Annotated in this window: 22 protein-coding genes; 9 read left to right on the top strand and 13 right to left on the bottom strand. The window is 32.0% G+C overall.

Features of this window, described 5'->3' with window-relative positions; translation table 11 throughout:
- Positions 1-8: 8 nt before the first annotated feature.
- Together ATE84_RS03275 and ATE84_RS03270 are read right to left on the bottom strand one after the other, a co-directional pair.
- Positions 9-278, bottom strand: a complete 270-nt coding sequence (locus tag ATE84_RS03275) for a hypothetical protein (RefSeq protein WP_101445741.1) — start codon at positions 276-278, stop codon at positions 9-11.
- A gap of 248 nt (positions 279-526) precedes the next feature.
- Positions 527-1,306 carry an alpha/beta fold hydrolase gene (locus tag ATE84_RS03270; protein ID WP_101445739.1) on the bottom strand — a complete coding sequence of 260 codons (780 nt, stop codon included), beginning with the start codon at positions 1,304-1,306 and terminating at the stop codon, positions 527-529.
- Positions 1,307-1,527: 221 nt separating this feature from the next.
- On the opposite strand from ATE84_RS03270, the gene brnQ reads away from it, so the two are divergent.
- The 4 genes from brnQ (at position 1,528) to ATE84_RS03250 (ending at position 5,294) form a co-directional block, all read left to right on the top strand.
- Positions 1,528-2,799, top strand: coding sequence for a branched-chain amino acid transport system II carrier protein (gene brnQ / locus ATE84_RS03265; protein ID WP_101445738.1), 1,272 nt, complete (start codon positions 1,528-1,530; stop codon positions 2,797-2,799).
- A 90-nt stretch (positions 2,800-2,889) separates the two neighbouring features.
- Entirely contained in the window at positions 2,890-3,576 is a 687-nt protein-coding gene (locus ATE84_RS03260; RefSeq protein WP_101445736.1) for a cytochrome-c peroxidase, read from the top strand.
- A 35-nt stretch (positions 3,577-3,611) separates the two neighbouring features.
- Entirely contained in the window at positions 3,612-4,610 is a 999-nt protein-coding gene (locus tag ATE84_RS03255; protein ID WP_101444842.1) for an IS1595 family transposase, read from the top strand.
- Between the two features lie 6 nt (positions 4,611-4,616).
- Positions 4,617-5,294: a cytochrome-c peroxidase gene (locus ATE84_RS03250; protein ID WP_101445735.1), complete on the top strand. Its 678-nt coding sequence runs from the start codon at positions 4,617-4,619 to the stop codon at positions 5,292-5,294.
- 27 nt (positions 5,295-5,321) lie between these two features.
- Here the strand turns inward: ATE84_RS03250 and ATE84_RS03245 are convergent, their stop codons facing one another.
- The 5 genes from ATE84_RS03245 to ATE84_RS03220 form a co-directional block, all read right to left on the bottom strand.
- Positions 5,322-5,696 (bottom strand): glyoxalase/bleomycin resistance/extradiol dioxygenase family protein, encoded by a 375-nt coding sequence (locus ATE84_RS03245; protein ID WP_233195735.1) that lies wholly within the window; start codon positions 5,694-5,696, stop codon positions 5,322-5,324.
- 79 nt (positions 5,697-5,775) lie between these two features.
- Positions 5,776-7,500: an AraC family transcriptional regulator gene (locus ATE84_RS03240; protein ID WP_101445731.1), complete on the bottom strand. Its 1,725-nt coding sequence runs from the start codon at positions 7,498-7,500 to the stop codon at positions 5,776-5,778.
- A 253-nt stretch (positions 7,501-7,753) separates the two neighbouring features.
- Positions 7,754-8,140, bottom strand: a complete 387-nt coding sequence (locus ATE84_RS03235; protein WP_101445729.1) for a lipocalin family protein — start codon at positions 8,138-8,140, stop codon at positions 7,754-7,756.
- A gap of 138 nt (positions 8,141-8,278) precedes the next feature.
- Positions 8,279-8,566 carry a hypothetical protein gene (locus tag ATE84_RS03230; RefSeq protein WP_101445727.1) on the bottom strand — a complete coding sequence of 96 codons (288 nt, stop codon included), beginning with the start codon at positions 8,564-8,566 and terminating at the stop codon, positions 8,279-8,281.
- A 433-nt stretch (positions 8,567-8,999) separates the two neighbouring features.
- A complete protein-coding gene (locus ATE84_RS03220) occupies positions 9,000-10,334 on the bottom strand; it encodes a hypothetical protein (RefSeq protein WP_101445724.1) in 1,335 nt (444 codons plus the stop codon).
- A 189-nt stretch (positions 10,335-10,523) separates the two neighbouring features.
- On the opposite strand from ATE84_RS03220, the gene ATE84_RS03215 reads away from it, so the two are divergent.
- On the top strand, positions 10,524-11,522 hold the full coding sequence (locus tag ATE84_RS03215; protein WP_101444842.1) for an IS1595 family transposase: 999 nt from the start codon (positions 10,524-10,526) through the stop codon (positions 11,520-11,522).
- Here the strand turns inward: ATE84_RS03215 and ATE84_RS03210 are convergent.
- The 4 genes from ATE84_RS03210 to ATE84_RS03190 all read right to left on the bottom strand — a co-directional run bounded on the left by ATE84_RS03210 (position 11,418) and on the right by ATE84_RS03190 (position 17,646).
- Positions 11,418-12,869: a hypothetical protein gene (locus ATE84_RS03210; protein WP_101445723.1), complete on the bottom strand. Its 1,452-nt coding sequence runs from the start codon at positions 12,867-12,869 to the stop codon at positions 11,418-11,420. The genes ATE84_RS03215 and ATE84_RS03210 overlap by 105 nt on opposite strands.
- Positions 12,870-12,940: 71 nt before the next feature.
- Positions 12,941-14,002 (bottom strand): hypothetical protein, encoded by a 1,062-nt coding sequence (locus ATE84_RS03205; RefSeq protein ID WP_101445721.1) that lies wholly within the window; start codon positions 14,000-14,002, stop codon positions 12,941-12,943.
- A 612-nt stretch (positions 14,003-14,614) separates the two neighbouring features.
- Positions 14,615-16,270 carry an AraC family transcriptional regulator gene (locus tag ATE84_RS03195; protein ID WP_101445717.1) on the bottom strand — a complete coding sequence of 552 codons (1,656 nt, stop codon included), beginning with the start codon at positions 16,268-16,270 and terminating at the stop codon, positions 14,615-14,617.
- 83 nt (positions 16,271-16,353) lie between these two features.
- On the bottom strand, positions 16,354-17,646 hold the full coding sequence (locus ATE84_RS03190; RefSeq protein ID WP_101445716.1) for an aminopeptidase P family protein: 1,293 nt from the start codon (positions 17,644-17,646) through the stop codon (positions 16,354-16,356).
- Between the two features lie 451 nt (positions 17,647-18,097).
- On the opposite strand from ATE84_RS03190, the gene ATE84_RS03185 reads away from it, so the two are divergent.
- From ATE84_RS03185 to ATE84_RS03170, 4 genes are all read left to right on the top strand, one after another.
- Complete coding sequence (locus ATE84_RS03185) at positions 18,098-20,950, top strand: glycosyl hydrolase (protein WP_101445714.1); 2,853 nt, start codon at positions 18,098-18,100, stop codon at positions 20,948-20,950.
- 214 nt (positions 20,951-21,164) lie between these two features.
- Entirely contained in the window at positions 21,165-21,560 is a 396-nt protein-coding gene (locus ATE84_RS03180) for a DUF2721 domain-containing protein (protein WP_101445713.1), read from the top strand.
- Between the two features lie 34 nt (positions 21,561-21,594).
- A complete protein-coding gene (locus tag ATE84_RS03175; RefSeq protein WP_101445711.1) occupies positions 21,595-23,046 on the top strand; it encodes a PAS domain-containing sensor histidine kinase in 1,452 nt (483 codons plus the stop codon).
- Between the two features lie 19 nt (positions 23,047-23,065).
- A complete protein-coding gene (locus ATE84_RS03170) occupies positions 23,066-23,479 on the top strand; it encodes a response regulator (RefSeq protein WP_101445710.1) in 414 nt (137 codons plus the stop codon).
- A 57-nt stretch (positions 23,480-23,536) separates the two neighbouring features.
- On the opposite strand, the gene pyk is transcribed toward ATE84_RS03170, so the two are convergent.
- Complete coding sequence (gene pyk / locus ATE84_RS03165) at positions 23,537-24,964, bottom strand: pyruvate kinase (protein ID WP_101445709.1); 1,428 nt, start codon at positions 24,962-24,964, stop codon at positions 23,537-23,539.
- The gene (locus tag ATE84_RS03160; protein WP_158237159.1) at positions 24,964-25,455 is read right to left on the bottom strand and encodes an IPExxxVDY family protein; all 492 of its coding nucleotides are present in this window, start codon (positions 25,453-25,455) and stop codon (positions 24,964-24,966) included. The genes pyk and ATE84_RS03160 overlap by 1 nt, the downstream gene beginning before the upstream one ends.
- Positions 25,456-25,500 lie beyond the last annotated feature (45 nt).

Genomic DNA, 25,500 nt, shown 5'->3' with positions numbered 1-25,500 from the left:
TCAAATAATTATGAAGCTGCCTGAAATGGAGTGTCACGTTTAGTTTTTGCCTGTTTCTTGGCATGTACAGAGGCTAAAGCATTATTAATTTCTTTTAACTTAGGAGTCATTGCTTCTAATCGCCCTCTACTATTAGTAGTGGCTTGCTCCCCACAGTGTGAACAGGTATATTCTTTAATGTGATGAGTAACATTTTTAGAAAGAAGATAATCATGGCCAAATAGAGAACAGTAAATTTTTGAAAAAGAAAATGTGGAGGATGGGGTAGTATTTTTCATTATTCGTAGGGGTTAAAAATTCATAGAAAAGGGTTAATGGTTCATTATCAATACAATAATAATCTTTTTTTTATTATTATCCACATTTTTGTAAGAAAAAATCACCACAAACCATTGATTTTTGGCTTAAATACTCCTTTTGTAGTGTTTTTTGACCTAAAAAAAGAGTATTTCATCTAAAAAACACATAAGATAACTTAGTCTTTAAAGAAATCAAAAAGAGGTTCGTTATCTTCTACGTTTTTATCTTAAAAAGAGTTTAGAAACTGGTAGAGTTCTATAATATATTCGTCTTTATTTTCTAAATAAGACATATGCCCTCCATCAAAACTAACAAGGTTAATATTACATTGTTTTGATTCTTTAATACTTTGATCGTATGACAAAATTGGATCTTTAGTGCCAGCAAAAATAATTTTGGGTTTTTCAAAATTGGATAAAAGAGATGTATGATTTTTTCTTACTTTCATTCCTTCTAAACCAGAAATGATTCCTTGCAAAGAAATCTTTGAAGCTTGATCTTTGATTATATTTATTCTATCGGTAAATCGTAATCGATTTTCTTCAGCAAAAAGATTAGCAATTGCCATGCTGGTATATGCGTTAGGATTATTTTTTACAATATCAATAGCCCTACTGCGGTTTTTTTTTCTCTCGGCGCTATCAGGAAAAGAAGTAGAATTTAACAATACTAATCCCGAAACTATATCTGGAAAAAGATCTATGAAAGCAAGAGTTACATATCCACCCATAGAATGACCTACAAAAGATGCCGTAGAGATGTCAAGATTGTCCAAAACAACTTTGACGGCTTGAGCCATATCCTCCATGGTGTGTATATACCCGATACAATCGGTATGACCATGACCTAAAAGATCGATAGAAATGCAATGATATGTGCTTGATATAAGGTCGATGGTTTCTTCCCACATAGTAGAATTTTCTAAAAACCCATGTAGAAAAATTACAGGAGTACCTTTTCCGAAGGTTTTATAATTCACCTTAATCCCTTTATATGTAACTATCATTTTGCTTTTTGATTTAAAGAGCAAAGAAACTAGAAACAATATTCTTTTAAAATGTAAATGAATGTTTTTTTATAAATGCACTACATTTATTGGAAATAGTTAAATATCAATTTTCAGTTTGTTATTGTTTTTCTATTTATAAATACTATTACGATTATTTTTGTATGCTTATTATGGTTTCATTATTATTGCTTATTAATGGCACTTAAATACCTAACTAAATGAGATTTAATAAAGAAACTTTTGTTGCAGGATTTGCATTATTTTCAATGTTTTTTGGTGCAGGAAATCTGATGCTTCCACCTCTTCTTGGGTATAAAGCAGGTGATGCTTGGTTTCTGGTTATTATGGGTTTTACCATTTCGGCAGTAATTATTCCTTTGTTAGGAATCTTTGCACATGCTCGCTTACAAGGGACTATGCTTGATTTTGCAAAGAAAGTATCTCCCAAATTTAGTTTTGTTTATTGTATATTGGTTTATTTGATCTCAATCACGTTGCCTTCTCCAAGAACAGCATCTGTGACTCATGAGATGGCAATTCAACCTTTTTTTGGTACAAGTGCATGGTTAACCAGTACAATCTATTTTGCATTAGTATTACTTTTTGTACTCAACCGATCTAAGATTCTTAGCTTATTAGGTAAATTTCTTTCTCCTATTATATTTATTGTTGTACTCAGTATTATTTGTATTAGTATTTTTTCAATGCAAACTCCTGGAATTAACCCTTCAGAATTTCAAGCTCCTTTTATTAGAGGATTGCTAGAAGGGTATCAAACATTTGATGCAATAGGAGCGGTTGTTGTTGGTGGAGTTATTATTGTTTCTCTAAAAATTAAAAGAGAAAATGATTTTAAAAGAAACCAAAACCTGATTGTTGGATCAGGCATATTAGCAGGAATTGGCCTTTTTGTTATTTATGCCGGAATGATTTATAGTGGTGCATTATTTGGTGCTGATTTTGATACTGATATTTCCCGAACAGATTTATTATCAGGGATGAGTTTAAAAACCTTGGGTAATATTGGTAAAGTTTTTCTAAGTATTTTGGTTGGGCTAGCCTGTTTTACCACAGCTGTAGGTATTGTAACTGGTACTGCAGATTTTATAAAAGGTGTTTATAATGGGTCTCAAAAAGCATATCTTATTACTGCACTTGTGGCTTGTATTCTGGGGGTGTTAATGGGGCAATTTGATGTGCATTATATCATTAATGTAGCAAAACCAGCATTAATGTTTATTTACCCTATAACCATTATTTTGATTCTTTTGAATGTTTTACCCAATAGATTCACTTCTTCATTAGTATTTAGAGCTGTTGTTATTGTAACTATTTTATTTAGTATTCCTGATTTTTTGGGATCTATAGGAATGCAGAATTATGTTGCACCGATTTTAAAAATCCTTCCTTTAGGAGTATATAGTTTAGCTTGGTTATTACCTGCATTGGTAACATTAGTTGTTATGAACATCTTTTCAAAAATAAAATGATTTTTTAGGGGTAAATTCCCCATTTAGTATTGCATTAGTTTTGTTACATTCGCACTGGGAAACAAAAAAAAATTATATAAAGGGAAATCTATGCGAAAAATAACTACTCTTACACTTATTACATTACTTTTATTTTCTTGTACTAATGATGATGACTATGTACCTATAGCATCAGGTTTGGACAAAGATTTAAAAATTCTTTTAACTGATATTTCTAAGGATAAAGGTCTTGCATATTTTATCTTACCACAAAGTGATGATTATGTCAAAATACCACAGGATCCTCTAAATCCAATTACTAAAGAAAAAGTTGAACTAGGAAAGCTGTTATTACATGAAACAGCTCTTGGTAGAAACCCAAAAATGGATGAAATGAAAGCCACATATTCTTGTGCTTCTTGTCATCAGGTTGCCGCGGGATTTAGTTCTGGATTAAGACAGGGTATTGGAGAATGTGGTGTAGGTTTTGGAACTAATGGTAATGGTAGATTAATAAACACTAGTGTTCTTGTTGATTCTGTAGACATTCAACCACTTCGCACACCTACTCTTTTAAACGTGGCATACCAAGATGTAATGTTATGGAATGGACAATTTGGAGCTACAGGAACTAATGAAGGAACAGAAAGTAATTGGACAAATATTCAAGAGAATTTTTTAGGATTTCAGGGTATAGAAGTTCAGGCAATAAAAGGTCAAGGAGTACACAGGTTACTGGTTGATAGAGATTTTGTAGATACTTTTGGGTATAAAGAAATGTGGCTAAGTTCTAATTAGAATATGTTTTATCTTTACTTTATAAAAACGGAGAAATGATACCAGAAGATTTTAGAGATTTTTTCATTAGTTCATCGGCTTTGGTTCAATCAGAAATTGTTTCCACATTATTGGAGATCTCTACTGAGGGTTCAGCCCTGATTGATAGCAATCAGAGTAAAGCCATAAGCTGTCCTCATTGTAAGTGCAATAAAATTAAGGCTAATGGTAAGCTCAAAGGAGTACAGCGCTATGTTTGTAATACTTGTCATAAAAACTTTAGTGAAACTACCGGTAAGTTCTGGTACAACCTCAAGAAGAAAGACAAAGTTAATCGTTATTTATTCTGTTTACTCTCTGGATATAGTATTCGCAAGAGTGCCAAAGAAACAGGGATTTCTATTCAGACTTCTTTTGATTGGAGGCACAAATTACTTGTCTCCTTTGGGAGCGTAAGTGTGGATGAATTCCAAGGAATCCTAGAGAGTGATGATCTTTTCTTTGCTTACTCTGAAAAAGGGAATCGAAATTTGGATCGTCCTGCTAGAAAACGTGGCGCAAAGGCAAGTAAAGCTGGTCTCAGTAATGAAAAAGTAGCTGTGATAGCCAGTTGTGACCGATCAGGGAACAAAGATTTCAAAGTAGCTACCAGAGGTCGCATTAGTAAAAGTGACTTGGAGACTATATTACAAGGGAAGTTGGCTAAAGTAGAAACCCTTTGTAGCGACAGTCACAGAAGCTATACTGCATTTGCAAAAGACAAGAAGGTAGCACACAAAAAATTTAATGCTTCGAAGGGTCAAAGAGCTGTTGACAAAATATATCACGTACAAAATGTGAATAATATGGATATGCGTCTAAGGAAATTTATGGAGCCCTTCAATGGAGTGGCAACAAAATACCTTCAGAATTATCTGAATTGGTTTTTAGTCTTAGAAAAAATAAAAAATTCAACCAGTAAAATGGCAACCGTAGCAGCTATAGCCTTTGCTTCCAATACTGCCTGGATGGAATTTAAAAACATAGTAGTAAATAATATGCTTTTTAGAACTTAGCCAGAAATGTTTGACAAAGCTTATGGCGATATTATAGAAAGTCAACGATATACTACTAAGAATGCAGGACTTGCTATGGCTGCTTATGAAAGAACGTTACTTACCAATAAATCACCTTGGCAAGAATGGTTAAAAGGAGATTATGACGCTATGAGTATTGCAGAAAAGAAAGGAGCAATTGTATTTTTTGGTAACGGAAAATGTTACCAATGCCATACTGGACCAGCGCTAAATGATAAGAGTTTTTATGCCTTTGGAATGGGGGATTTTGATAATTCTGCTAAAGCATTAGTGCTAGATAGTGCAGGTTTTGAAAATGTAAAGAAAGGAAGAGGGGGATTCACTAAAAACCCAAATGATGATTATAAATTTAAAACACCAACCCTTTATAATATCACCGATAATGGTTTTTATGGTCATGGAGGTACATTTACATCGGTTAGAGACGTTATAGTGTATAAAAATAAAGGAATCCCACAATCAACAGAAGTATCATATGAAAATCTGGCAACTCAATTTGGCACTATTGATTTGACAAATCAGGAAATAGATAATCTCACCGCTTTTATAGAAACAAGTTTACGAGATACTAATCTTACTCGATATGTGCCTGAAACGTTGAAATCGGGATTATGCTTTCCGGTTAATGATGTACAATCTCAACAAGATTTGGGATGTAACTAAATATAACGTAATCGTATTTGATGAAGCTTAATTTAATGTAGCGATCCACCACGTGTTACCAAATGGATCTTGAAAACCGGCTCCTCTGGCGCCATAATCTTCTTCCATAGGTTCCATCAAGGATTTGGCTCCTGCATCTATTGCTTCATAATAGGTTTGATCAGTATCTTTTACATAGACATACATGCACCCAGGGTGTGCAGGATTATGTTGTGAAGCTTCTGTAAGAAGAATAGTAGTATCGCCGATCCTGATTTCTGAATGTTGTATTCTGTTATCAACATCCAGGCTTCGTATCATTTCCTGCGCATGAAAGATTTTTCGAATAAAATCAATAAAATCTTCGGCTTTTTCGACTACTATATATGGCATAGCTTGCTGGTGACCAGCAGTGATTTTCATTCGTTGCATACTATATAAAAGAGAGTTTTTGTATTCAACGAAAGAAGTATAGAAAATATTCTATACAAAAGCAAAAATATCAACGAGAAGGCTGATCAAGCTTATCATTTTTTTGTTTTTCTAGCTTTTTAATAAAATATGAAGGGTAAATCCCTGTTTTTTTATAGAATGCTTTCGAAAATGCTTCAGAGTTATTAAAGCCAATTTCTTGCGCAATGGCTTGTACTGTATATTTTCTAAACATCGAATCCTTGTTTAATTTATCGATCACAAAATCGATTCGTAAATCATTGATATAATTGCTAAAGCTTTTTTCTTTAAAAGTATTGACCACTTTAGAAAGATAACTAGAGTTTGATCCAAAGCTTTTGGCAAGATCTTTTGAGGTTAGAGGTCTTAAAAATGCTTTTTTTTCTTCAAATTGTTGAAGGTTATCAAGTAGTTTATCTAGGGTCTCTTTGTTGATTGATGAGGAACTAGAATCATCATTAGATTGATTTTTTTTTTGGTTTTGATTAGAAATTTGATGTAAGAGTTTTAAAAATCTCTTTTTGTAAAGCTGCTGTCGATAGTAATAATAACTAATACCAATTAGACTTAATAACAAAAGTATTGATATGATAATATTTTGAGAAGATATCTTTCTGTTCTCTTTTTCTAACGAGGTTATGATTTTTTGTTTTTGTTCAAGGAGTTCTCTGGTGTCAAATTCTCTTAATAGTTTATCACTAACAATCCTGTAGTCTTTTGTTAAAATACTATCTGCACTTAATAATTTATTTATATACAGTAGTTGATTGGTATGGTCGCCAATAGATTTGTAATAATCAACCAGTTCTACATAGGCTAATCTACTTTCGGGTAAAAAATAATTTAAAGTTTTAGAAACAGAGTCTATTTTTTTAAAGCAAGTAATAGACCTTGAGGTTTTACCTAAGTTTTTATTAGAATTTCCTAAATATAGATACGCATTAATTAGATCGGTGGTACTTTCATACCCTCTTTCTGGATTAATAATTTTAGGTAATATTGTTTTAATTTTATTTACCGCCGAATTATATTCTTGATCGTAATAATCTAAAATACCATCATTTAAGTCGAACAAAAATTCGACAGGTTTACTTTTAGATAATTTAATTCCTTCTTTATTTAAAATTTTTGCAGAATCTATTTGATTACTTAACCTATATACAGAAATTAATTCTGTTAGTGTCAATAGATAAGAAATAGTATCTTGAGTCGTTTTGTTCTTGATACTTTTTTCATAAGTTATACATTCTTTAAATAATCTTTTGGCCTCATCATATTTTCCTAGTTTCCTTTTCAGATTTGCAATGTTATGCTTTAGAAGGTATATATATGGTGTATTATTGTTTTTTCTAGAGTGGTCTAATGCTGTTAAGTAGTCCTTAAAGCTATTATTAAGATCACCAAACTCCCCATAGGCAATTCCTCTTTTGTTATAGAAAACCTCTGGATGATTCTTTTTAACGATATTTTTTCCAAAAAAAATAGCACTATCTAAAGCGGCTATTTTTCTTTTTTTTGAATCATTGTATAATAGACTTTTATAAACATAAGCCCATGCTATGCGACTGCTGTCTTTACTGTTTTTTCCTTTCTTAAAATAAGCGTGAACATATAATATTGCTTTTGACTTATTATCATCTAAGCTTGTATGGAAGTCTTCACTAAGCTGTTTATATGTTTTTTGCATCAAGGAATCAGAAACTCGAAAAGATTGTCCATATCCTATAAACGAGATAGAAAGAATAATGATGCTTCTAAGCAGTTTTAAATGCATACCATATCATTTTGAATTTTAATTAAGAGTCAAAAGTATTTAAATACTGATATCAAAGTCAACAAAAGAAATACGGTTTTTATCAATTACGAGATATTCTTAATTCATTTCTGTAAAATTAATAAGACCTCAAAGGTTTTCAAAACGTATGATGTTTAGTGTAATTTGTACAACAAGATTAGGGGTTTTCTGCTAGTAATTATAAGGTTTTATATGAATTTTGGTTTAATTCAGTTGTTTAAAAAGAACATTATCAATCAATTTTGGCATACTTTTCTTTACAAGGCTCCATGCATTGCGTAGGATAATCGATAATTAATATAGACTCATTTATTTCAAAATTTATTTTAGATTCTGAAGATGTACAAGGCATAATAAGCTGAGTATGATTTATATCATAGGTTCCAGACATTCCAATAGCCTTATCACTGTCTAATGGGCAGTAGGATACATTTGCTTTTAAGGTGCCATCCTTAAAGAATTCGATAATTTTTTCTTGGTTCACTTTTTGAAAGATGCCTTTTCCATTTCCTGGATCTACCAATACATGTGTTAGTTTCCATTTACCAATTAATGGTGATTTCTTAGCGCAAGCATTACAAAGCGTAATGACAAAAAAACATAGGAGAAGCTTTTTCATAGTAGAACTGGTTTTAGAGATATTCTTGACTAAACTATAAAAAACAAGAGAGATTACGTTACGGCTTTACCGCCGACTTTTTTAGTGTTTTTATTGCTAATAAAAGTTATCAGTAACGCATCACATTCTAAAACAAGTCTAATTATTCAATATGCTTAGAATCATGTTGCTATTTGATATTCTTCCAGACACAAAAATTGTTTTTGATACTGTAATTTGTTCACCAACAAAACTATCTTCGGGATACTCTTTAAGGGTTAATCCTTCCGTATAATTTTCTGGTTTTGCTGGATATGAGCTTTCGGTCAAGATTATATCTTTATCAGTAACATCTTTGATTTGATATACTTTAGTCATAGTAGCTACCAAATCTCCAACATCTAGTTTTTTCAGGATAAGTTTCTTTTGCTCATTATTTTGCATCATAAAAGAATCTTGGACTCGTTGATTATTTTTGATTTCTGAATAAAAACCAATAGGAACAGCAAGAAGAACTGTTAAAGCAATGACACCAAAGCTCCAGTAACCCTATGTAGGAACTTTTAGATTTCTTTTCAGTTCTTCTCTGCCGTTTCTTTGATCTCTGCACTCCAATATGATCTTTTAATGCGTTTACCTGTATCTTCACAGATTAGTTTTGTGATTTTTTTTGGAAAAAGAAAAAAAGACACTCTTGCATCGCGTAGTATCAATTGCAATAGTACTTTACCCGACGAGCAGTTTACAGTTAACAATGTAAATTCACGCTCTTATATAATCTGTTCCTTAACCGATATCCACATGGTTTTTAATTTTGGTTTTGAAATTGATATTTAGACTTATAAGTCACTCTTAACTTTTTTGATCTATGTTTTAAAAACTAAGGTCTGATAATAACTGTATTTCCATTGGTTCTTAATGCCTCTGCATCTGTAAGTGCTTGTGAAGATGCAGTTCCTCCCACCGATATTCTTTTTCCAGTGATTGCAGGAGAAATATTTACGAGTCTTGTAAATAACGTGTTTATATCTTCTGTAGGTATTTTGGGTAGTTGCAGGTTTGTAAAATCTAGAACCGAAGAAATTTGCATTGACGTTAATGTAGCTGTAGAATTAATACGTAAATCAGAAAAAGTAGTGAGGCTATTAAAGTTTACGGTTTCTAAAGCATTGGATTCAATGGTGATAATATTTGCAACAAGAGTTTCTAGGCTTGAAAAATCAATATTTTTTATCATTTCATTCCCTGTAATTCTAATGGAAGATCTACTGGTTTCAGAACCAATTGAAGTTACTGTAGGGAAATATAATGATTTTAAGTTAGTATTGTTAGTAATTGTTAGTCCCTCATTTAATTTGATTAAAGCGGGACAAGAAACAGTTTGTAGATTTGTATTGTTAGAAATATATAAACTCTCAGAATTCACTAAATTTGGTAGTGCTATTGTTGTTAATTTGGGATTAGTGTTTAGGTCTATAGCATCTGTGTTTGTTGTGAGTTGTGACAAATTGATAGCTTCTAATTTTGGATTTTGGGATATGGATACCTTACCTGTATTTGTTATACTTGAGAGGTCAATAGTAAGCAGTTTTGCATTTTTGTTAACAAAAAGTTCGTTTGTAGTTATTAAAGCGCTTGCATCAAGAGTTGATAAACTCTTATGATTTAATATTTTAAATTCGTCTCCTACTTTGGTAAGCATTGGTAAATTAATACTTTGTAACAAAGGGTTTTTATCGAACACAAAATTTTGTGCTCTGTCTAGCTTGCTCATATTAATTGAGGTCAATGCTTTATTGTTTTCAGAATAAATATCTCCTGCACTAATCAAATTTTCTAAATCGACTGTTGTCAAAGAAGGATTGGATTGGATAACAATTTTACCTGAAACAGATTCTAGACTCGGAAAAACAAGACGCTGAAGTTTTTCGTTATTGGTTAGTGTTAACTTGGTCATTTTTGCTATGTCAGGCAGCTCTAATGTTGTTAGATTTGTGGTATTTGTAACCAAAATAGCAACTGTGGTCTTTCCGAAATTTTCTGAGATTATTTTTGCAGCATCTTCGTCTGTAATATCTCCTGCAAATACCAAAAACTCTAATCCTGCATTAAGCCCATTGACGCCATCTACTCCATTTTTCCCATCTTCTGCCTCGCATGAAATAGTAGTTATTGCTAGCGTTAGCAAAAAAAGTATAAGATATATATATTTCATAATTAAATGATTTAGGTTTTTTTTAATTAAACTGCTGTAAAAACTATTCAGTAATATTTACAGTATTACTATTAGATCTTAATATATCTGCATTAGTTTGTGCTTGTGCAGATGCAGTTCCTTGTATTGAAATTGTTGGCTAAGTTCTAATTAGAATATGTTTTATCTTTACTTTATAAAAACGGAGAAATGATACCAGAAGATTTTAGAGATTTTTTCATTAGTTCATCGGCTTTGGTTCAATCAGAAATTGTTTCCACATTATTGGAGATCTCTACTGAGGGTTCAGCCCTGATTGATAGCAATCAGAGTAAAGCCATAAGCTGTCCTCATTGTAAGTGCAATAAAATTAAGGCTAATGGTAAGCTCAAAGGAGTACAGCGCTATGTTTGTAATACTTGTCATAAAAACTTTAGTGAAACTACCGGTAAGTTCTGGTACAACCTCAAGAAGAAAGACAAAGTTAATCGTTATTTATTCTGTTTACTCTCTGGATATAGTATTCGCAAGAGTGCCAAAGAAACAGGGATTTCTATTCAGACTTCTTTTGATTGGAGGCACAAATTACTTGTCTCCTTTGGGAGCGTAAGTGTGGATGAATTCCAAGGAATCCTAGAGAGTGATGATCTTTTCTTTGCTTACTCTGAAAAAGGGAATCGAAATTTGGATCGTCCTGCTAGAAAACGTGGCGCAAAGGCAAGTAAAGCTGGTCTCAGTAATGAAAAAGTAGCTGTGATAGCCAGTTGTGACCGATCAGGGAACAAAGATTTCAAAGTAGCTACCAGAGGTCGCATTAGTAAAAGTGACTTGGAGACTATATTACAAGGGAAGTTGGCTAAAGTAGAAACCCTTTGTAGCGACAGTCACAGAAGCTATACTGCATTTGCAAAAGACAAGAAGGTAGCACACAAAAAATTTAATGCTTCGAAGGGTCAAAGAGCTGTTGACAAAATATATCACGTACAAAATGTGAATAATATGGATATGCGTCTAAGGAAATTTATGGAGCCCTTCAATGGAGTGGCAACAAAATACCTTCAGAATTATCTGAATTGGTTTTTAGTCTTAGAAAAAATAAAAAATTCAACCAGTAAAATGGCAACCGTAGCAGCTATAGCCTTTGCTTCCAATACTGCCTGGATGGAATTTAAAAACATAGTAGTAAATAATATGCTTTTTAGAACTTAGCCAAATTGTTTTATTAGTAATCACAGGAGTAATATTTACCAATCGGTTTAATATACCATCTATTGCCGCTGTAGAAAGTTTACCAGAACTATTGAGATCTAATCTTTCGAAATTTTGAATAGAAGAAAGAGTGACTGAATTAAGTAAAACGGTAGAATCTATATTTAAAACAGAAAAAGAAGCAAGTTTTGGGAAGTCTACAGTTTCTAACAGATCTTCACCAATATTTATAGTATTAGCATTAACAGTTTCTAAATTTGGAAATGTGATATTTCTGATCATATTATCTCTAATCCTGAAACTATAACGATTTTCAGTTCCTATAGAAGTTAACATAGGAAATGACAATGTCTCTAGTATGTTGTTGCCGGTAATTGTAAGATTAGATTCCAGGGTTTTTAAATCGGGAAACGCAATATTTGTTACTAAATCATTTTCAGAAAAATTAATGTTTTTTATAGTTGTTATATTAGGAAAAGATATCGTAGTTATTTTTGGGTTTGAACCAAAAGAAACAGACCCCAAAGACACTAATTTATCTAAATTTATCGTAGTTAAATTTTCATTGTTTCTAATTGTAAGCATATCTATAGAAGTGAGGACGTTAAGGTATATTGCTATTAGATTTGTATTTCTTCCAATAAACAGTCCATCGTCATTGTCTTCATTTTCGGAAGCTTCAAGAATTTTAAGTACAGGCAGGTTTATGGTTTCTATAGCTATATTATCTGAAATCGAAGCCTCCCTTAGAGCGGTTAGTTTTGGTAAATCAATAGTAGGTAGTTTTTGATTTCGATTAATTTGAATAAGATTGGCAGATACCAAAGAACTTAGATCTAACGTAGTTAAGTTATCTAGATTTGATATAGACAAAATGTTTTTAGAATCAATTAGTGAGGGGAAACTTAAACTTTCTAATAAAGGACTTCCACTAATGGAAAAGCTTCCTACAGTAGTGAGCTTAGAAAAGTTAATAGAGGTTAGTGCTACGTTTGTTTGGATCTTTGCTCCTCCAAAAATAGATTCGAGATTAGCTATAGTGAGCGTGTGTAATTCTTCATTTCCGATTACCTCTAGTTCAACCAAGGTTGAGATTTCGGATATGTCTATTGTTGTTAAACTTGTAGTGTTTTTGATGATAAGGGTATGCGTGTTTTTTCCAGTGTTTTCTGCTATGATTTTTGCAGCATCTTCATTGGTAATATCTCCAGAAAACACAAGACGCCCTAATCCGTTATTGCCACCAGTACCATTAATACCGTTGGCTCCGTCAATACCATCTGCTCCGTCAGAACTACAGGATATGGTCATTATTGTAAGGGTTATTAAAAGAAATATATGTTTCATAATTAAAAAAATTTGGTGCTACTTTTTAAAGTTGGCATTAATAGTTTTTGAATATATTCTGGATTCAAAAACTATTCTGTAATGTTAACAGTATTCCCATTAGTTCTTAAGGTTTCTGTATCTATCAATGCTTGTGCAGATGCTATACCACTAATTGAAATTACTGTTTCTGTAATTGAAGGGGTGATATTAACCAGTGTGGTTATAACTTGATCTATAGCCCCTGTAGAAAGCTTACCAGAACTATTTAGTTGTAATCTGCTGAAATCTTGAGCCAAAGGAAAATCAACTGTAGTTAATAACACTGTAGAATCAATATTAAGAGTAGGAAAAGTAGTAAGCTTACTAAATTCAACAACTTCTAAGAGATCTTCTTTTATATCTATATTGCTAGTTACACGTTCTAAGTTTGAAAATGTAATACTTTTGATCATGTCATTATCATTAATCTTTATTCTAAACGCATTAACTAGATTGGCTAGATTAATAGTTGTTAATTTTTTATTTTCTCGAATAGTTAAAGAACTCACATTTTCTAAAGTATTGATATCTATACTTGTTAAGTTGTAAAGATTAGCAATAAATAAAGTTCGTGCTTGAGTCAATGATGGTATGCTAAGATTTTCTAGTAAAGGATTTTGAAAAAAATAAAGATTTTTTGCATTACTTAGTAGTTTAGGTAGGCTTATAAGGGGCAATATATTATTCTCACTAACCCGAAGATTCTCTATAACAGTTAGATTCTCAAGATTAATAGCTGTTAATGTATTATTAGCCCTAATAATTCCTTCATCCAAAATGGATTTTAAATTTGATAAATTGAGGTTTTCAAGTTTTTCATTACCAATAACCTCTAGTTTTGCTAAAACCGAAATTCTTGATAAGTCTAATGTGGTTACATTGGTAGTATTAGAGACTACTATAGTATGGGTGTCTTCTCCAACACCTTCCTCTATAATTTTTACTGCATCTTCATTAGTAATATCTCCAGTAAGAATTAGAGTTCCTAACCCGTTAGTAATACCGTCTATACCATCTACACCATCAAGTCCATTTTTTCCATCTTCAGGACTACAAGAAAAAGATAATAACATTAAGGTTATCAAAAAAACTTTGATAAATACATATTTCATAATTAAAAGATCTAGGTTATATTTTTTAATAATTGGTAGAATATCTTGATCAAATGTATACTACATTGATCAGAAAAGAGTACCAAATTATAATTTGGAACGTGTATTTTTAATCTGGTTATTACGAGTTTACAGAGTTCTATATAAAAAACTGATTTTCATCTGAATTTTGAGAGAACATACGTGTAGGTTACCAAAAACGGATATATGGTAGAAATGTGAGGGCCAAAACAAAATAAGCGGTAAGTACAGAAAGTGATGTGGCAACTATAAATCGAATTATATTAGAAGATTTGGGTAAAAGTACTATAGAACTAATACTTATCGACCCAATCAAACAAATCAGAAAGATTCCCTCAAATAACACAAGCTCAATGAACACACCTGAACCATTACCTCTATTACTATAATTTCCTACACTGTTGAAATAATTAAAGATAAGTATTAATGATCCTAGAAAGAGAAGCGTTAAAATTAAAAAAACACCTAATACAATTTTTAATGTTTTCATTTTCAATTATACTTTTATTAAGTTGGAAAAGTATAAAGAATGGTAAAGAAGATAGTGCCATATTATAAAATGGAGCATCTAAATATTTCTGGGTTTTGAAACTAGTATGTTAGTTTCTTTTGATATTCGGTAGGTGTAAGACCTACTAGTTTTTTGAAAACCCTGTTAAATGATGTTTTACTAGGAAATCCAGCTTCATAGCCAATAGCCAGAATTTTGTAGTGTTGGTATTTGGGCTCTTTCATCAACTGTTTTGCCGTATCAACTCTATATAAATTAATAAAATTATTGAAGTTTTTTTGAAAACATACATTCAGCACTTCAGAAAAAAGATGGACACTCATGTTTAACTTATCTGCGATATCAGATTGTTTGGTCTCATGATCTAAATAAGGCTTTTCCTCTTCCATATAATTTAGGATAAGCTCCATGTATCTTTGTTGATCTTCTTCTCTAAGCGAAGACTTTTTTTGCTGTTGAGTTTTGGTGCTTCCTTTTACGGCTTCTTGTTTTTGAATCTTTTGAGCGAATGCATTCAATTTATCTTTTAAGGCTTCGTTTTCATTTTTAAGTAAAGCTTTATCATCTTGTAACTGTAAAGATTCTTCTGCAAGTTTTCTACGTTTGTTCCAATAAATTATAGAGGACACAATTAATACGATCATTAAAACAACTCCGGCAAATACATATACCTGTTTTTCTTTGCTCAGAAACACAATAGATTTTTGTTGTTCAGATATAATATCAGACTTGTTTTCAGACTCTTTTTCAATTTTTAACCGCTGAGCTTTAGAGAGGGTTTTTAAGTACTTTTCTCGAGTATTGGTATATGCTTTTTGTTCTTGTAAAGATTTTTTTATACTATCTAGAGCCTCATAAGTTTTTGCTAAATATTGATGGGCTTCCATTTTGATATATAGAAAATTACCTTCGCCAGCAATATTTCTTGCCTTTTTTAAGTTTGGGAGCGCTTTAGCAGGTTGGTTTGATAAATAACGAGAAACTCCAATAATAACATTTGCCGAAGCGGTTAGAGATGCTGATTCGTTTTTATCAATTTTATCCAACGCTTTTGTGCTATTCTCTATAGCTTGGTCGTAAAGCTTTAAATAACGCTGACATTCGGCAATATTGATCAAGGCTCTAATTATTTTATCATTCCTGTTCATTTTTTCAGCCAGATCTTTTACTTTGTACATGTATTTCAGAGCTTCTGAATAATTACCTTCATTGAGATCTGCTTTACCCAGGGAACTGTATGCTGAAATAATAAATTTATCGGGATTTTCCTGGTACATGGCTAATGCTATGACCTTTTTCATGGATAATTTTACCTTTTCATAATCTTGAATATGATTATATAAATTTCCCATATTAACTTGTACAAGAATTCTAGAAAAAGAGTTTTCAGGGAGAGATTCACTTAATTTTTCAGCCTCAAGGTAGTTGCTTATAGACTCATCATATTGATCTATTTGTTGATAATAAATAGCTATATATACCAATGCTGAAACTTGTTCTTCCTTTAAATCATTGGCTATTGCAATATGCAAAATTATTTGACCATAATTTTTAAATGCTTTCAAATCACCAGTACGGTAGGATGCACTCAGCAATTTCTTGTATTTGGCGACACTATCTTGCGGAGCAGAAATTACCTGCTCAAACTGGGAAAGATCTATTTCTTTTTGATCTTGAGCAAAAATAGAATAAGTGCTTAGATAAAAACAAAGAATTAAAGAAAGCGTCTTTAGCATCTTTTTATTAGAGGTTGTTTTTAAATGGGCACCTGTGTTAACAGACACCCATAATTTGATTATAAATCAATGAATTAAGATAATTATTTATTCATTAATTCTTCAATTTCTTCAGCTTCAATAGGGATATTAGCCATGAGGTTAAAAGGTTCTCCTTTTTCCTGGATCACTACATCATCCTCAATACGAATTCCATAACCTTCATCAGGAATATAAATCCCTGGTTCAACAGTAAATACCATATTAGCTTTCATGGGTTCAGTAAGAATACCATAATCATGAGTATCTAATCCAATGTGGTGAGAAGTACCATGCATAAAGTACTTTTTGTATGCTGGCCATTCTGGATCTTCATTTTGTACATCAGCCTTATCTATAAGCCCTAATTTTAAAAGCTCTGAGGTCATAATTTTACCAACTTCAATATGATAATCGGCCCAGATAGTTCCCGGAACCAACATTTTGGTAGCTTCATTTTTAACTCGAAGTACAGCATCATAAACATCCCGTTGACGTTTAGTATATCTTCCTGATACAGGAATAGTACGAGACAAATCACTAGAGTAATTAGCATATTCTGCAGCAACATCCATAAGGATTAGATCCCCAGCTTTACACTGTTGATTGTTTTCAATGTAATGAAGGACATTAGCATTATTTCCACTTGCGATGATAGGAGTATAGGCAAAACCTTTAGATCTATTATTGATAAATTCATGCAATAATTCTGCTTCAATATTATACTCCCAAACATCAGGTTTTACAAAACTTAAAAGTCTGCGAAACCCTTTTTCGGTAATATTACAAGCTGTTTGCATCAAATCGATTTCGATAGCATCTTTTACTGCACGTAATCGTTGTAAAATAGGATTACTTTTTGCTACGCTGTGTGCAGGGTATTTAGCTTTCCACCATTTGGTAAAACGATCTTCTCTGGTTTCTGTTTCGACAGTTGCTCTATAATGCTCATTGGTGTTTACATATACCGTTTCACATTGGGTCATTATCTCAAAAAAAATCTTTTCCAGATCAGTAAGCCAATACACTGTTTTAATTCCTGAAACTTCAAGAGCACGTTCTTTTGTTAATTTTTCTCCTTCCCAAACAGCAATATGCTCATTGGTTTCTTTTAGAAATAAAATTTCACGATGCTTTTCTTTAGGAGCATCAGGAAAAAGCAATAATACACTTTCTTCCTGGTCAACACCACTTAGGTAAAAAATATCTCTATGTTGCTCAAAAGGCATAGTACTATCAGCACTAATTGGATATATATCATTGCTATTAAATACAGCAATGCTATTGGGTTTCATTTGTGCTGTAAAGTTTTTACGATTTTTAATGAAGAGGTTTCTATCGATTTGGTGATATTTCATTGTATGATATGTTGTTTAATTACAAACCTCATAAGCCCTCTCTAGACCAAATGAGGATTAAGAATACTGATTTTTCCCAAAAATATGATTATTATTTAGGTAATAAAAAAAGGAACTCAAAATCTTATGAGTTCCTTTTTTCTAATTTACCTTAACTTTTTTTGTTAATATGAATGTATTTTTATTCGCTTATTATATTTTTTAATTAAAAGCCTGTGATATTTCCCTATATATCACGACTAATTAATTAATGATAAGTTCTATTCTATGATTGTATGTTTTGATTAATTATTAATAAATTAACTAAAAAATAAAGAGAAACACAAAAAATAAGCACATTAATCTTGATTTTATAAATATTGTTTTAAAATAAATGATTGTTAAACAATATCTAAAAATTTTGAGTTTGTGATAACAATATCTACTTTCAGCGCACTAAACACTAATCAAAATGAAAAAATTTACTTCATCATTATTTTTCCTATTTCTTTCTTTTTTTCTTTTTTCTCAACAACCAGCTACTAATACAGAATTGGTTCAAAATGGATTGTTGAAGAAAAAGCAAATGGAAAAAACCTCATTGGTGAAACAGGTACCTTTTAAAAATATAGGTCCGACCGTAATGAGTGGCCGTGTTGTAGATGTAGATGTAAATCCAGAAAATACTACAGAGTTTTATGTAGGATATGCTTCGGGAGGATTGTGGTATACAACCAATAACGGAACTACTTTTGAACCTGTTCTGGATACAGCAGAGACAATTAATGTTGGTGATATTGCAGTAGACTGGAAAAACAATACCATTTGGGTAGGAACTGGTGAGAATAATTCGTCTAGGTCTTCCTATGCAGGAGTGGGAATCCTAAAATCTACAGATAAAGGCAAAACCTGGAAAAATGTTGGGCTACCTGATTCACATCATATCGGTAGGATTATTATTAATCCTAATAATCCAGATGAGGTAGTAGTGGGAGTAACCGGACACTTATATTCTTCTAATGAAGAACGGGGAGTTTATAAAACCACAGATGGAGGAGTTACCTGGAAAAAAACATTGTTTATAAACGACCAAACAGGTATTATTGACCTGGCATATGCACCAGATAACTTTAATATTATATATGCTGCTGCTTGGGATAAAGACCGAAAAGCTTGGAACTTTGATGGGAGTGGATTGGGATCCGGGATTTATAAAAGTACCGATGCAGGAATGACCTGGAATAAAATTTCTATAGATGGAAGTGGTTTCCCTACAGGAGAAGGAGTAGGTAGAATTGGACTTGCTGTTTTTAATGAAAATACACTATATGCTGTACATGATAGTCAATTTAGAAGAGATAAAAGCGATACTAAAAAAAGTAGTACAGGATTAACAAAGGAAGATTTTAAAATCATGTTACCGGAAGCATTTTTAAAACTGGAAAACAAAAAATTAAATGCTTTTTTGAAAACAAACGGGTTTCATGAAAAATATAGAGCAGATAACATAAAGCAACTGGTGCGAAGTGGTACAGTAAAGCCAATAGATCTTGCTAAATATCTCGAAAATGCTAATGCTATATTGTTTGATACTCCGGTTATTGGAGCAGAGGTTTATAGAAGTGATGATGGTGGGAAATCCTGGGTAAAAACCCATAAAGACTATATTGATGATTTATTTTATAGTTATGGATATTATTTTGCTCAGATACAGGTAAGTCCTGTTAATAAAGATCATATATATATATCTGGAGTACCTATTTTGAAATCTAAAGATGCTGGGAAAACATTTACCAATATTAATAGAAAAAATGTTCATGCAGATCATCATTCGTTGTGGATCAATCCTAAAAACCCAATGCATCTTGTTAATGGTAATGATGGAGGACTAAACATCTCTTATGATGATGGAGAAAACTGGATAAAAGCAAATCAACCTAGTGTAGGGCAATTTTATGCGATTAATATTGATCATGAGAAACCTTATAATGTATATGGTGGATTACAGGACAATGGGGTTTGGGTAGGAGCCCATAATGCCAAAGAAGATGAATCGTGGCATCAAAGTGGTCATTACCCTTGGGAAAGCATTATGGGAGGTGACGGTATGCAGGTGCAGATTGATGACCGGGATGCAAATATTGTATATACAGGATTTCAGTTTGGAAACTATTTCAGAATAAACCGCGTAGAAAACAAACAAACTTATATTCAACCTAAGCACGAATTGGGCGAATCTCCTTATCGATTCAATTGGCAAACACCAATCTTATTATCATCACACAATCAGGATATTTTATATTTGGGAGGAAATAAATTAATGAGATCTATGAATCAAGGGGATGAGTGGACTGCGATATCTAATGATCTAACTAATGGCGGTAAAAAAGGTAATGTAGCTTATGGAACATTAACTGCTATTGCCGAGTCTATATTTCAGTTTGGATTGATTTATACAGGTAGTGATGATGGTTTGGTGTATATAACCAAAAATTCTGGTGGAAACTGGAACAAGATTTCGGATTCTTTTCCTAAAGATCTTTGGGTGTCAAGAGTAATTGCATCTTCACATAAAAAAGAAAGAGTATATGTTACATTAAATGGATATCGATGGGATGATTTTAAACCTTATGTTTATGTAAGTGAAAATTATGGACAGAGTTGGAAAAATATAGGAAACGATTTACCTGTATCTGCAATAAATGTGATTAAAGAAGATCCTAAAAATGAAAACGTAGTATATATAGGAACAGATAATGGTGCTTATGTTTCATTGGATAGAGGAGCGAACTGGCAAGCTTTTTCAAATGGATTACCTAATGTGGCAGTGCATGATATTGTTATTCAACCAGAAGCTAATGATTTGCTGTTAGGAACACATGGTAGAAGCATATACAAAACAAATATAAAGGCAATACAGCTTCTGGATAATGAAATCATGAATAAAGAACTTCATGTTTTTGATATATCTGAAATGAAATGGTCAGATCGTTGGGGTGTTTCATGGAGCAAATGGGTTACACCATACGAACCAACAATGACCATCAAATTTTATTCTGGAAAATCAGGAGATTTTGCTATTAAAATTATTACCGAAGAAGGGAAAATACTTCAGGAATTTTCTACAAAAGCTGATAAGGGGCTTAACCATGTAGAATATGACCTTACAATCACAGAAAAAGGAAAAAATATATTAGAAAAAGAATTTCCTGATGAAGAAGTTTCCAAAAGAAAAAATGGGAAATATTACCTTCCGACAGGAAGATATTCGATAGAAATTTCTGCTGATAAGCAAATGGAAAAAGTAAATTTCGAACTAAATTAAAGCTTTACAATCCACTTCTTTTGTTTTTTAAGATAAAATTCAGGTGCATAGTAATTCAAAAAGCAACTTTTGTATAAGTTGTGTACTATAAAAAAACTTGAAAATTATATATTTAGAATGTTTGGTTTGAGTAATCAATATGAATGCTATTACTATATTTGATAATGATCACTCAATTTTTTGATCTAAATTAGTGGCTTTTAAAAAGTTTGTTATGACACTAACCATGAGTATTCCTGCATTGTTGTTTCCAGCAATATCACTAACTATGCTGGCCTATAATGCAAGATATTTGGCAATTGCAGCATTAATACGACAATTGCATAATGAATATTTGACTTCTAGATCAAAAAACACCGTATTACAGATCAAAAATTTAAGAAAACGATTATGGTTGATTAGAAATATGCAAGCGATTGCTATTATTAGTTTTCTTACTAGTGTGATCACCATGTTTTTATTATATGTTGAAAAGATATCCTTGGCTAATGTGATATTTGGAATTAGTCTTTTTTCGCTTATGATTTCACTTTTTTTATCATTTATTGAAGTTCAGATTTCTACCAAAGCATTGGCGATTAGGCTTGATACAATCGAAGAAAATACCTAAGAAATCCTTATCTTGTTATGATAAATTTTATTGAATGCTTCAAAATGAACTTTTTAATAATGTAATTCAAGATTTCAATGCTGGATATTGGGAGTTATATGATGATCCAGAAAGAGAGGTTTGGTCAGAAAAGTTTTATGATAGTTTAGGATATACAAAAGATGAACTAGAGTCAAAAATAGATTATTTTTTAGAGCACTTGATACACCAGGACGATGTCGAGTTATTTAGAGATAATTTTTTTAGCTATCGACGTAATGCTGTAAGTTTTAAGCAACATATAAAAATCCTTGATAAAAAAGGAAATTATAAACTATATAGGTGTGCAACTAATGATGAATTACCGGTAAATATAAAATCTAAGATTAGCCTTGTTTTTTTTATTGAAATCAAGCTAGAGCCTGAGCAGGATATTACAAAAGATAATTTCTACTATAAAGAAACTGCTCAAATGACAGCTACGGGGAGTTGGTATGTAGATTTTGAGGAAAGGAAAAGTTTCTGGGATTTTGAAACCAGAAGAATTTTAGAATATGCCGACGACTATATTCCTTCCCTTAAGGATTCTGCCAATTACTATGCAGAGGATTGTAGGCAACAAGCAGCAGATTTATTTTTTAATTGTGCTATGGTAGGAACACCTTTTAATACTGAAATTAAAATGGTAACCGCTAACAATAGAGAATTTTGGGTACGAGCCATAGGAAAGCCGGTATATAATGAAAATAAAGAAATAATTGGAATTAGAGGTGTTTTTCAGGACATAGATGAAATCAAAAGGAAAGAATTAAGCCTACAAAAATCAATTGATATTATCGCATCTCAGAACTCTAGATTATTCAATTTTGCTCATATCGTATCTCATAACCTCAGGTCGCATACCAGTAATCTATCTTTATTAGTGCAATTGATTGAAGATATAGATAACCCCGAGGAAAAGATTGGATTGATCAAAGAAATTAAACAGATATCATATAGTCTAAATACAACCATTGAACACCTTAATGAAATTGTAGCGATACATACGAATAAGGGTCAGGAAAAAAGCTCGGTCAAATTTCAGGATGCTTTTAATTTGGTTACCAGTGGAATCGGGCAAATGATTGCTATGAGTAAGACTAAAATCAGGACAGATTTTAGTAAATTAAATACGATTAATTATATTCCTGCATATTTAGAAAGTATCCTTTTAAATTTAATAACGAACGCGATAAAATATAAACATCCTGATAGAGATCCGGTAGTAGAAATCAAAAGCTATTCTATAGGTAGTAAAAAGTATTTAAAAGTCACAGACAATGGTAAGGGAATTGATATGAAATTGTATAGGGATAAAATATTTGGGATGTATAAAACATTTCATTACAATAAGGATGCAGTGGGAATTGGGCTATTTCTAACAAAAAATCAGATAGAATCACTAGATGGAAAGATTACCGTAGAGAGCGAAGTAGATAAAGGGACAACTTTTATAATTGAATTTTAAAAACAAACAACCGAAAAGCATGAGTCATAAAATTGGATTAGCGTGTATTATTGATGACGATAATATGTATGTAAATCTTGTAAAAAGGATTGTAGAAGCAAAAAATCTTTGTAAAAACTTAATGGTATTTCAGAATGGCAAAGAAGCTCTTAATTATTTTGAAGCTATTTTAACCAATTTGGATAAAAAGACAATCCCAGAAATAATATTTCTTGACTTAAATATGCCAGTAATGGATGGATGGGAGTTTTTGGATAATTTCACTAAAATTAAAAACAAACTCGAAAAAACAATTACACTATATATTGTAAGTTCTTCTATTAATCCTGTAGATATAGAAAAGGCCAAAAGCATCAATACTGTAAAGGATTATCTTGTAAAACCAGTTACTATAGAAGACTTAGAGACTATTTTTTTAAAGCAAACGTCATAAAAAAGGCTTCATATACAAGAAGCCTTTTTATTAAAAATATTCTATTGAAGGAATTCCTTAGACTTGTGATACTCTAAGGGTGTTTACCATTCCTTTTGCGGTGATAGGCATTGCTGCTAGATTAATTAACATATCTCCCTGTTCTACAAATTTACGTTCTAAAGCAATTTTATTAATATCTTCTACAGTTTCATCTGTGCTTACGAACTTGTCATAATAAAAAGCTTTTACTCCCCATAAAAGACTAAGTTGAGATAAGATTCTATGATTGCTGGTAAATACTAGAATATGGGCGTCTGGTCTCCAGGCAGAAATTTGAAATGCCGTATAACCACTATTAGTAAGAGTACAAATTGCTTTAGCATTTATATCATTAGCCATATGAGCTGCATGATAACAAATAGATTTTGTAATGAATCTATTGGTTCTGATGTGAGGAGGGTTTTGAGGAACCGTTATTAATTCAGAATTCTCTACGCTTTTAATAATTTTAGACATCGTTTCAATCACCTGTACTGGATATTTTCCTACAGAAGTTTCTCCTGATAGCATAACGGCATCAGCACCATCCATTACAGAATTAGCGACATCGTTTACCTCGGCACGTGTTGGTGTAAGGCTATCGATCATCGTTTCCATCATCTGTGTAGCAATAATCACAGGTATTCTTGCAGTTTTAGCTTTAAGAACTAAGTTTTTCTGAATTAAAGGTACTTCCTGAGCAGGGATTTCTACTCCAAGATCTCCTCTTGCCACCATCAATCCATCACAATAGGCTACGATCTTATCTATATTTTCTACTCCTTCAGGCTTCTCTATTTTGGCAATAATTGGAATTTTGTGTTCACTATGTTCTTTTATCAACTCTTGTAATTCCATTAAATCCTGAGCATGACGCACAAAAGATAAGGCCATCCAATCCACTCCTTGTTCGCATGCAAAAATCGCATCTTTTATATCTTTTTCTGTCAGTGCTGGTAAAGAAATACTAGTATTAGGAAGGTTTACTCCTTTTTTAGACTTTAGAGGGCCTCCTTGTATTACTTTGGTCTTAACTGTGTCTTTTTTGTTGGAAGAGATGACTTCAAAAATTAACTTACCATCGTCTAATAATATCCTCTCGCCTGCTTTTACATCTTTTGGAAAACTTTCATAGTTCATATAAACCTCTTTAGAGTTGCCTTCAAAGGGTTTTCCGGTCACAAAATTAATGATATCACCATCATTTGCTATGATATCTCTTTTCATAACACCGACGCGCAATTTAGGACCTTGTAAATCCCCAAGTATAGATGCATTATAACCGTGTTCTTTACTTAGTTTTCGTATAATCTTTATACGTTCTTTGACATCACTATAATCAGCATGAGAGAAATTTATTCTGAAAACATTTACACCCGCTTCCAGCATTTTTTTTAATATCTCTTCACTACTTGTCGCGGGTCCAAGAGTAGCAACTATTTTAGTTCTTTTACGTTTTGGCATTATTCGAATATTAAGTTGTTCTTTGATTTAAGTGTAGCATATTCTAAAGGATATGCTGTTATAATTTGTGAAATAGTAAGCATGTTTATAAGTAAAGATTTACTTGAAAAATTTGATGCTTCGGTCTCAATTTTTAGAAAATAATCTACATTTTTTAATTCTGGAATTAGATATTTTGTGGTATGTGTATTCTCAATAGTAGTAAATAGCCCTTCAGAAATCTGATTTTCTGATTTTATTTGGCATTGAAATTTATTCCCTATGAGGCTATATGTGCTATATTGAAAATGATCATCATATTGGTACAGCGGAAAATTTGCAGAGAGATCATCATACTCAAAATTGATATCTTCTTTTTTTCTATAGAGCTTTAGATTTAGATTTTTGTTCAATAGAAAAGCTAACCGATATGAAGCTAATGAACAATGAATGGCAATGAGTTCATGATCATCATCGGCAAAGGCATCTAATACTAACCGCTGAACAGCCACTTTTATTTTTTTATTTCCGATTTAACGCGAAATATACAAATAAAT

The sequence above is a fragment of the Aquimarina sp. MAR_2010_214 genome (genome assembly GCF_002846555.1).
In the GTDB taxonomy this organism is placed as follows: Bacteria; Bacteroidota; Bacteroidia; order Flavobacteriales; family Flavobacteriaceae; genus Aquimarina.
Note: the sequence above shows the minus strand (reverse complement) of the source record. Positions and strands in the feature narration are given on the sequence as shown.

Excerpts from the sequence above, each read along its gene's own strand:
- ATE84_RS03275 (WP_101445741.1), bottom strand. The coding sequence starts at position 278 with ATGAAAAATACTACCCCATCCTCCACATTTTCTTTTTCAAAAATTTAC.
- ATE84_RS03270 (WP_101445739.1), bottom strand. The coding sequence starts at position 1,306 with ATGATAGTTACATATAAAGGGATTAAGGTGAATTATAAAACCTTCGGA.
- brnQ (WP_101445738.1), top strand. The coding sequence starts at position 1,528 with ATGAGATTTAATAAAGAAACTTTTGTTGCAGGATTTGCATTATTTTCA.
- ATE84_RS03260 (WP_101445736.1), top strand. The coding sequence starts at position 2,890 with ATGCGAAAAATAACTACTCTTACACTTATTACATTACTTTTATTTTCT.
- ATE84_RS03255 (WP_101444842.1), top strand. The coding sequence starts at position 3,612 with ATGATACCAGAAGATTTTAGAGATTTTTTCATTAGTTCATCGGCTTTG.
- ATE84_RS03250 (WP_101445735.1), top strand. The coding sequence starts at position 4,617 with ATGTTTGACAAAGCTTATGGCGATATTATAGAAAGTCAACGATATACT.
- ATE84_RS03245 (WP_233195735.1), bottom strand. The coding sequence starts at position 5,696 with ATGAAAATCACTGCTGGTCACCAGCAAGCTATGCCATATATAGTAGTC.
- ATE84_RS03240 (WP_101445731.1), bottom strand. The coding sequence starts at position 7,500 with ATGCATTTAAAACTGCTTAGAAGCATCATTATTCTTTCTATCTCGTTT.
- ATE84_RS03235 (WP_101445729.1), bottom strand. The coding sequence starts at position 8,140 with ATGAAAAAGCTTCTCCTATGTTTTTTTGTCATTACGCTTTGTAATGCT.
- ATE84_RS03230 (WP_101445727.1), bottom strand. The coding sequence starts at position 8,566 with ATGATGCAAAATAATGAGCAAAAGAAACTTATCCTGAAAAAACTAGAT.
- ATE84_RS03220 (WP_101445724.1), bottom strand. The coding sequence starts at position 10,334 with ATGAAATATATATATCTTATACTTTTTTTGCTAACGCTAGCAATAACT.
- ATE84_RS03215 (WP_101444842.1), top strand. The coding sequence starts at position 10,524 with ATGATACCAGAAGATTTTAGAGATTTTTTCATTAGTTCATCGGCTTTG.
- ATE84_RS03210 (WP_101445723.1), bottom strand. The coding sequence starts at position 12,869 with ATGAAACATATATTTCTTTTAATAACCCTTACAATAATGACCATATCC.
- ATE84_RS03205 (WP_101445721.1), bottom strand. The coding sequence starts at position 14,002 with ATGAAATATGTATTTATCAAAGTTTTTTTGATAACCTTAATGTTATTA.
- ATE84_RS03195 (WP_101445717.1), bottom strand. The coding sequence starts at position 16,270 with ATGCTAAAGACGCTTTCTTTAATTCTTTGTTTTTATCTAAGCACTTAT.
- ATE84_RS03190 (WP_101445716.1), bottom strand. The coding sequence starts at position 17,646 with ATGAAATATCACCAAATCGATAGAAACCTCTTCATTAAAAATCGTAAA.
- ATE84_RS03185 (WP_101445714.1), top strand. The coding sequence starts at position 18,098 with ATGAAAAAATTTACTTCATCATTATTTTTCCTATTTCTTTCTTTTTTT.
- ATE84_RS03180 (WP_101445713.1), top strand. The coding sequence starts at position 21,165 with ATGACACTAACCATGAGTATTCCTGCATTGTTGTTTCCAGCAATATCA.
- ATE84_RS03175 (WP_101445711.1), top strand. The coding sequence starts at position 21,595 with ATGCTTCAAAATGAACTTTTTAATAATGTAATTCAAGATTTCAATGCT.
- ATE84_RS03170 (WP_101445710.1), top strand. The coding sequence starts at position 23,066 with ATGAGTCATAAAATTGGATTAGCGTGTATTATTGATGACGATAATATG.
- pyk (WP_101445709.1), bottom strand. The coding sequence starts at position 24,964 with ATGCCAAAACGTAAAAGAACTAAAATAGTTGCTACTCTTGGACCCGCG.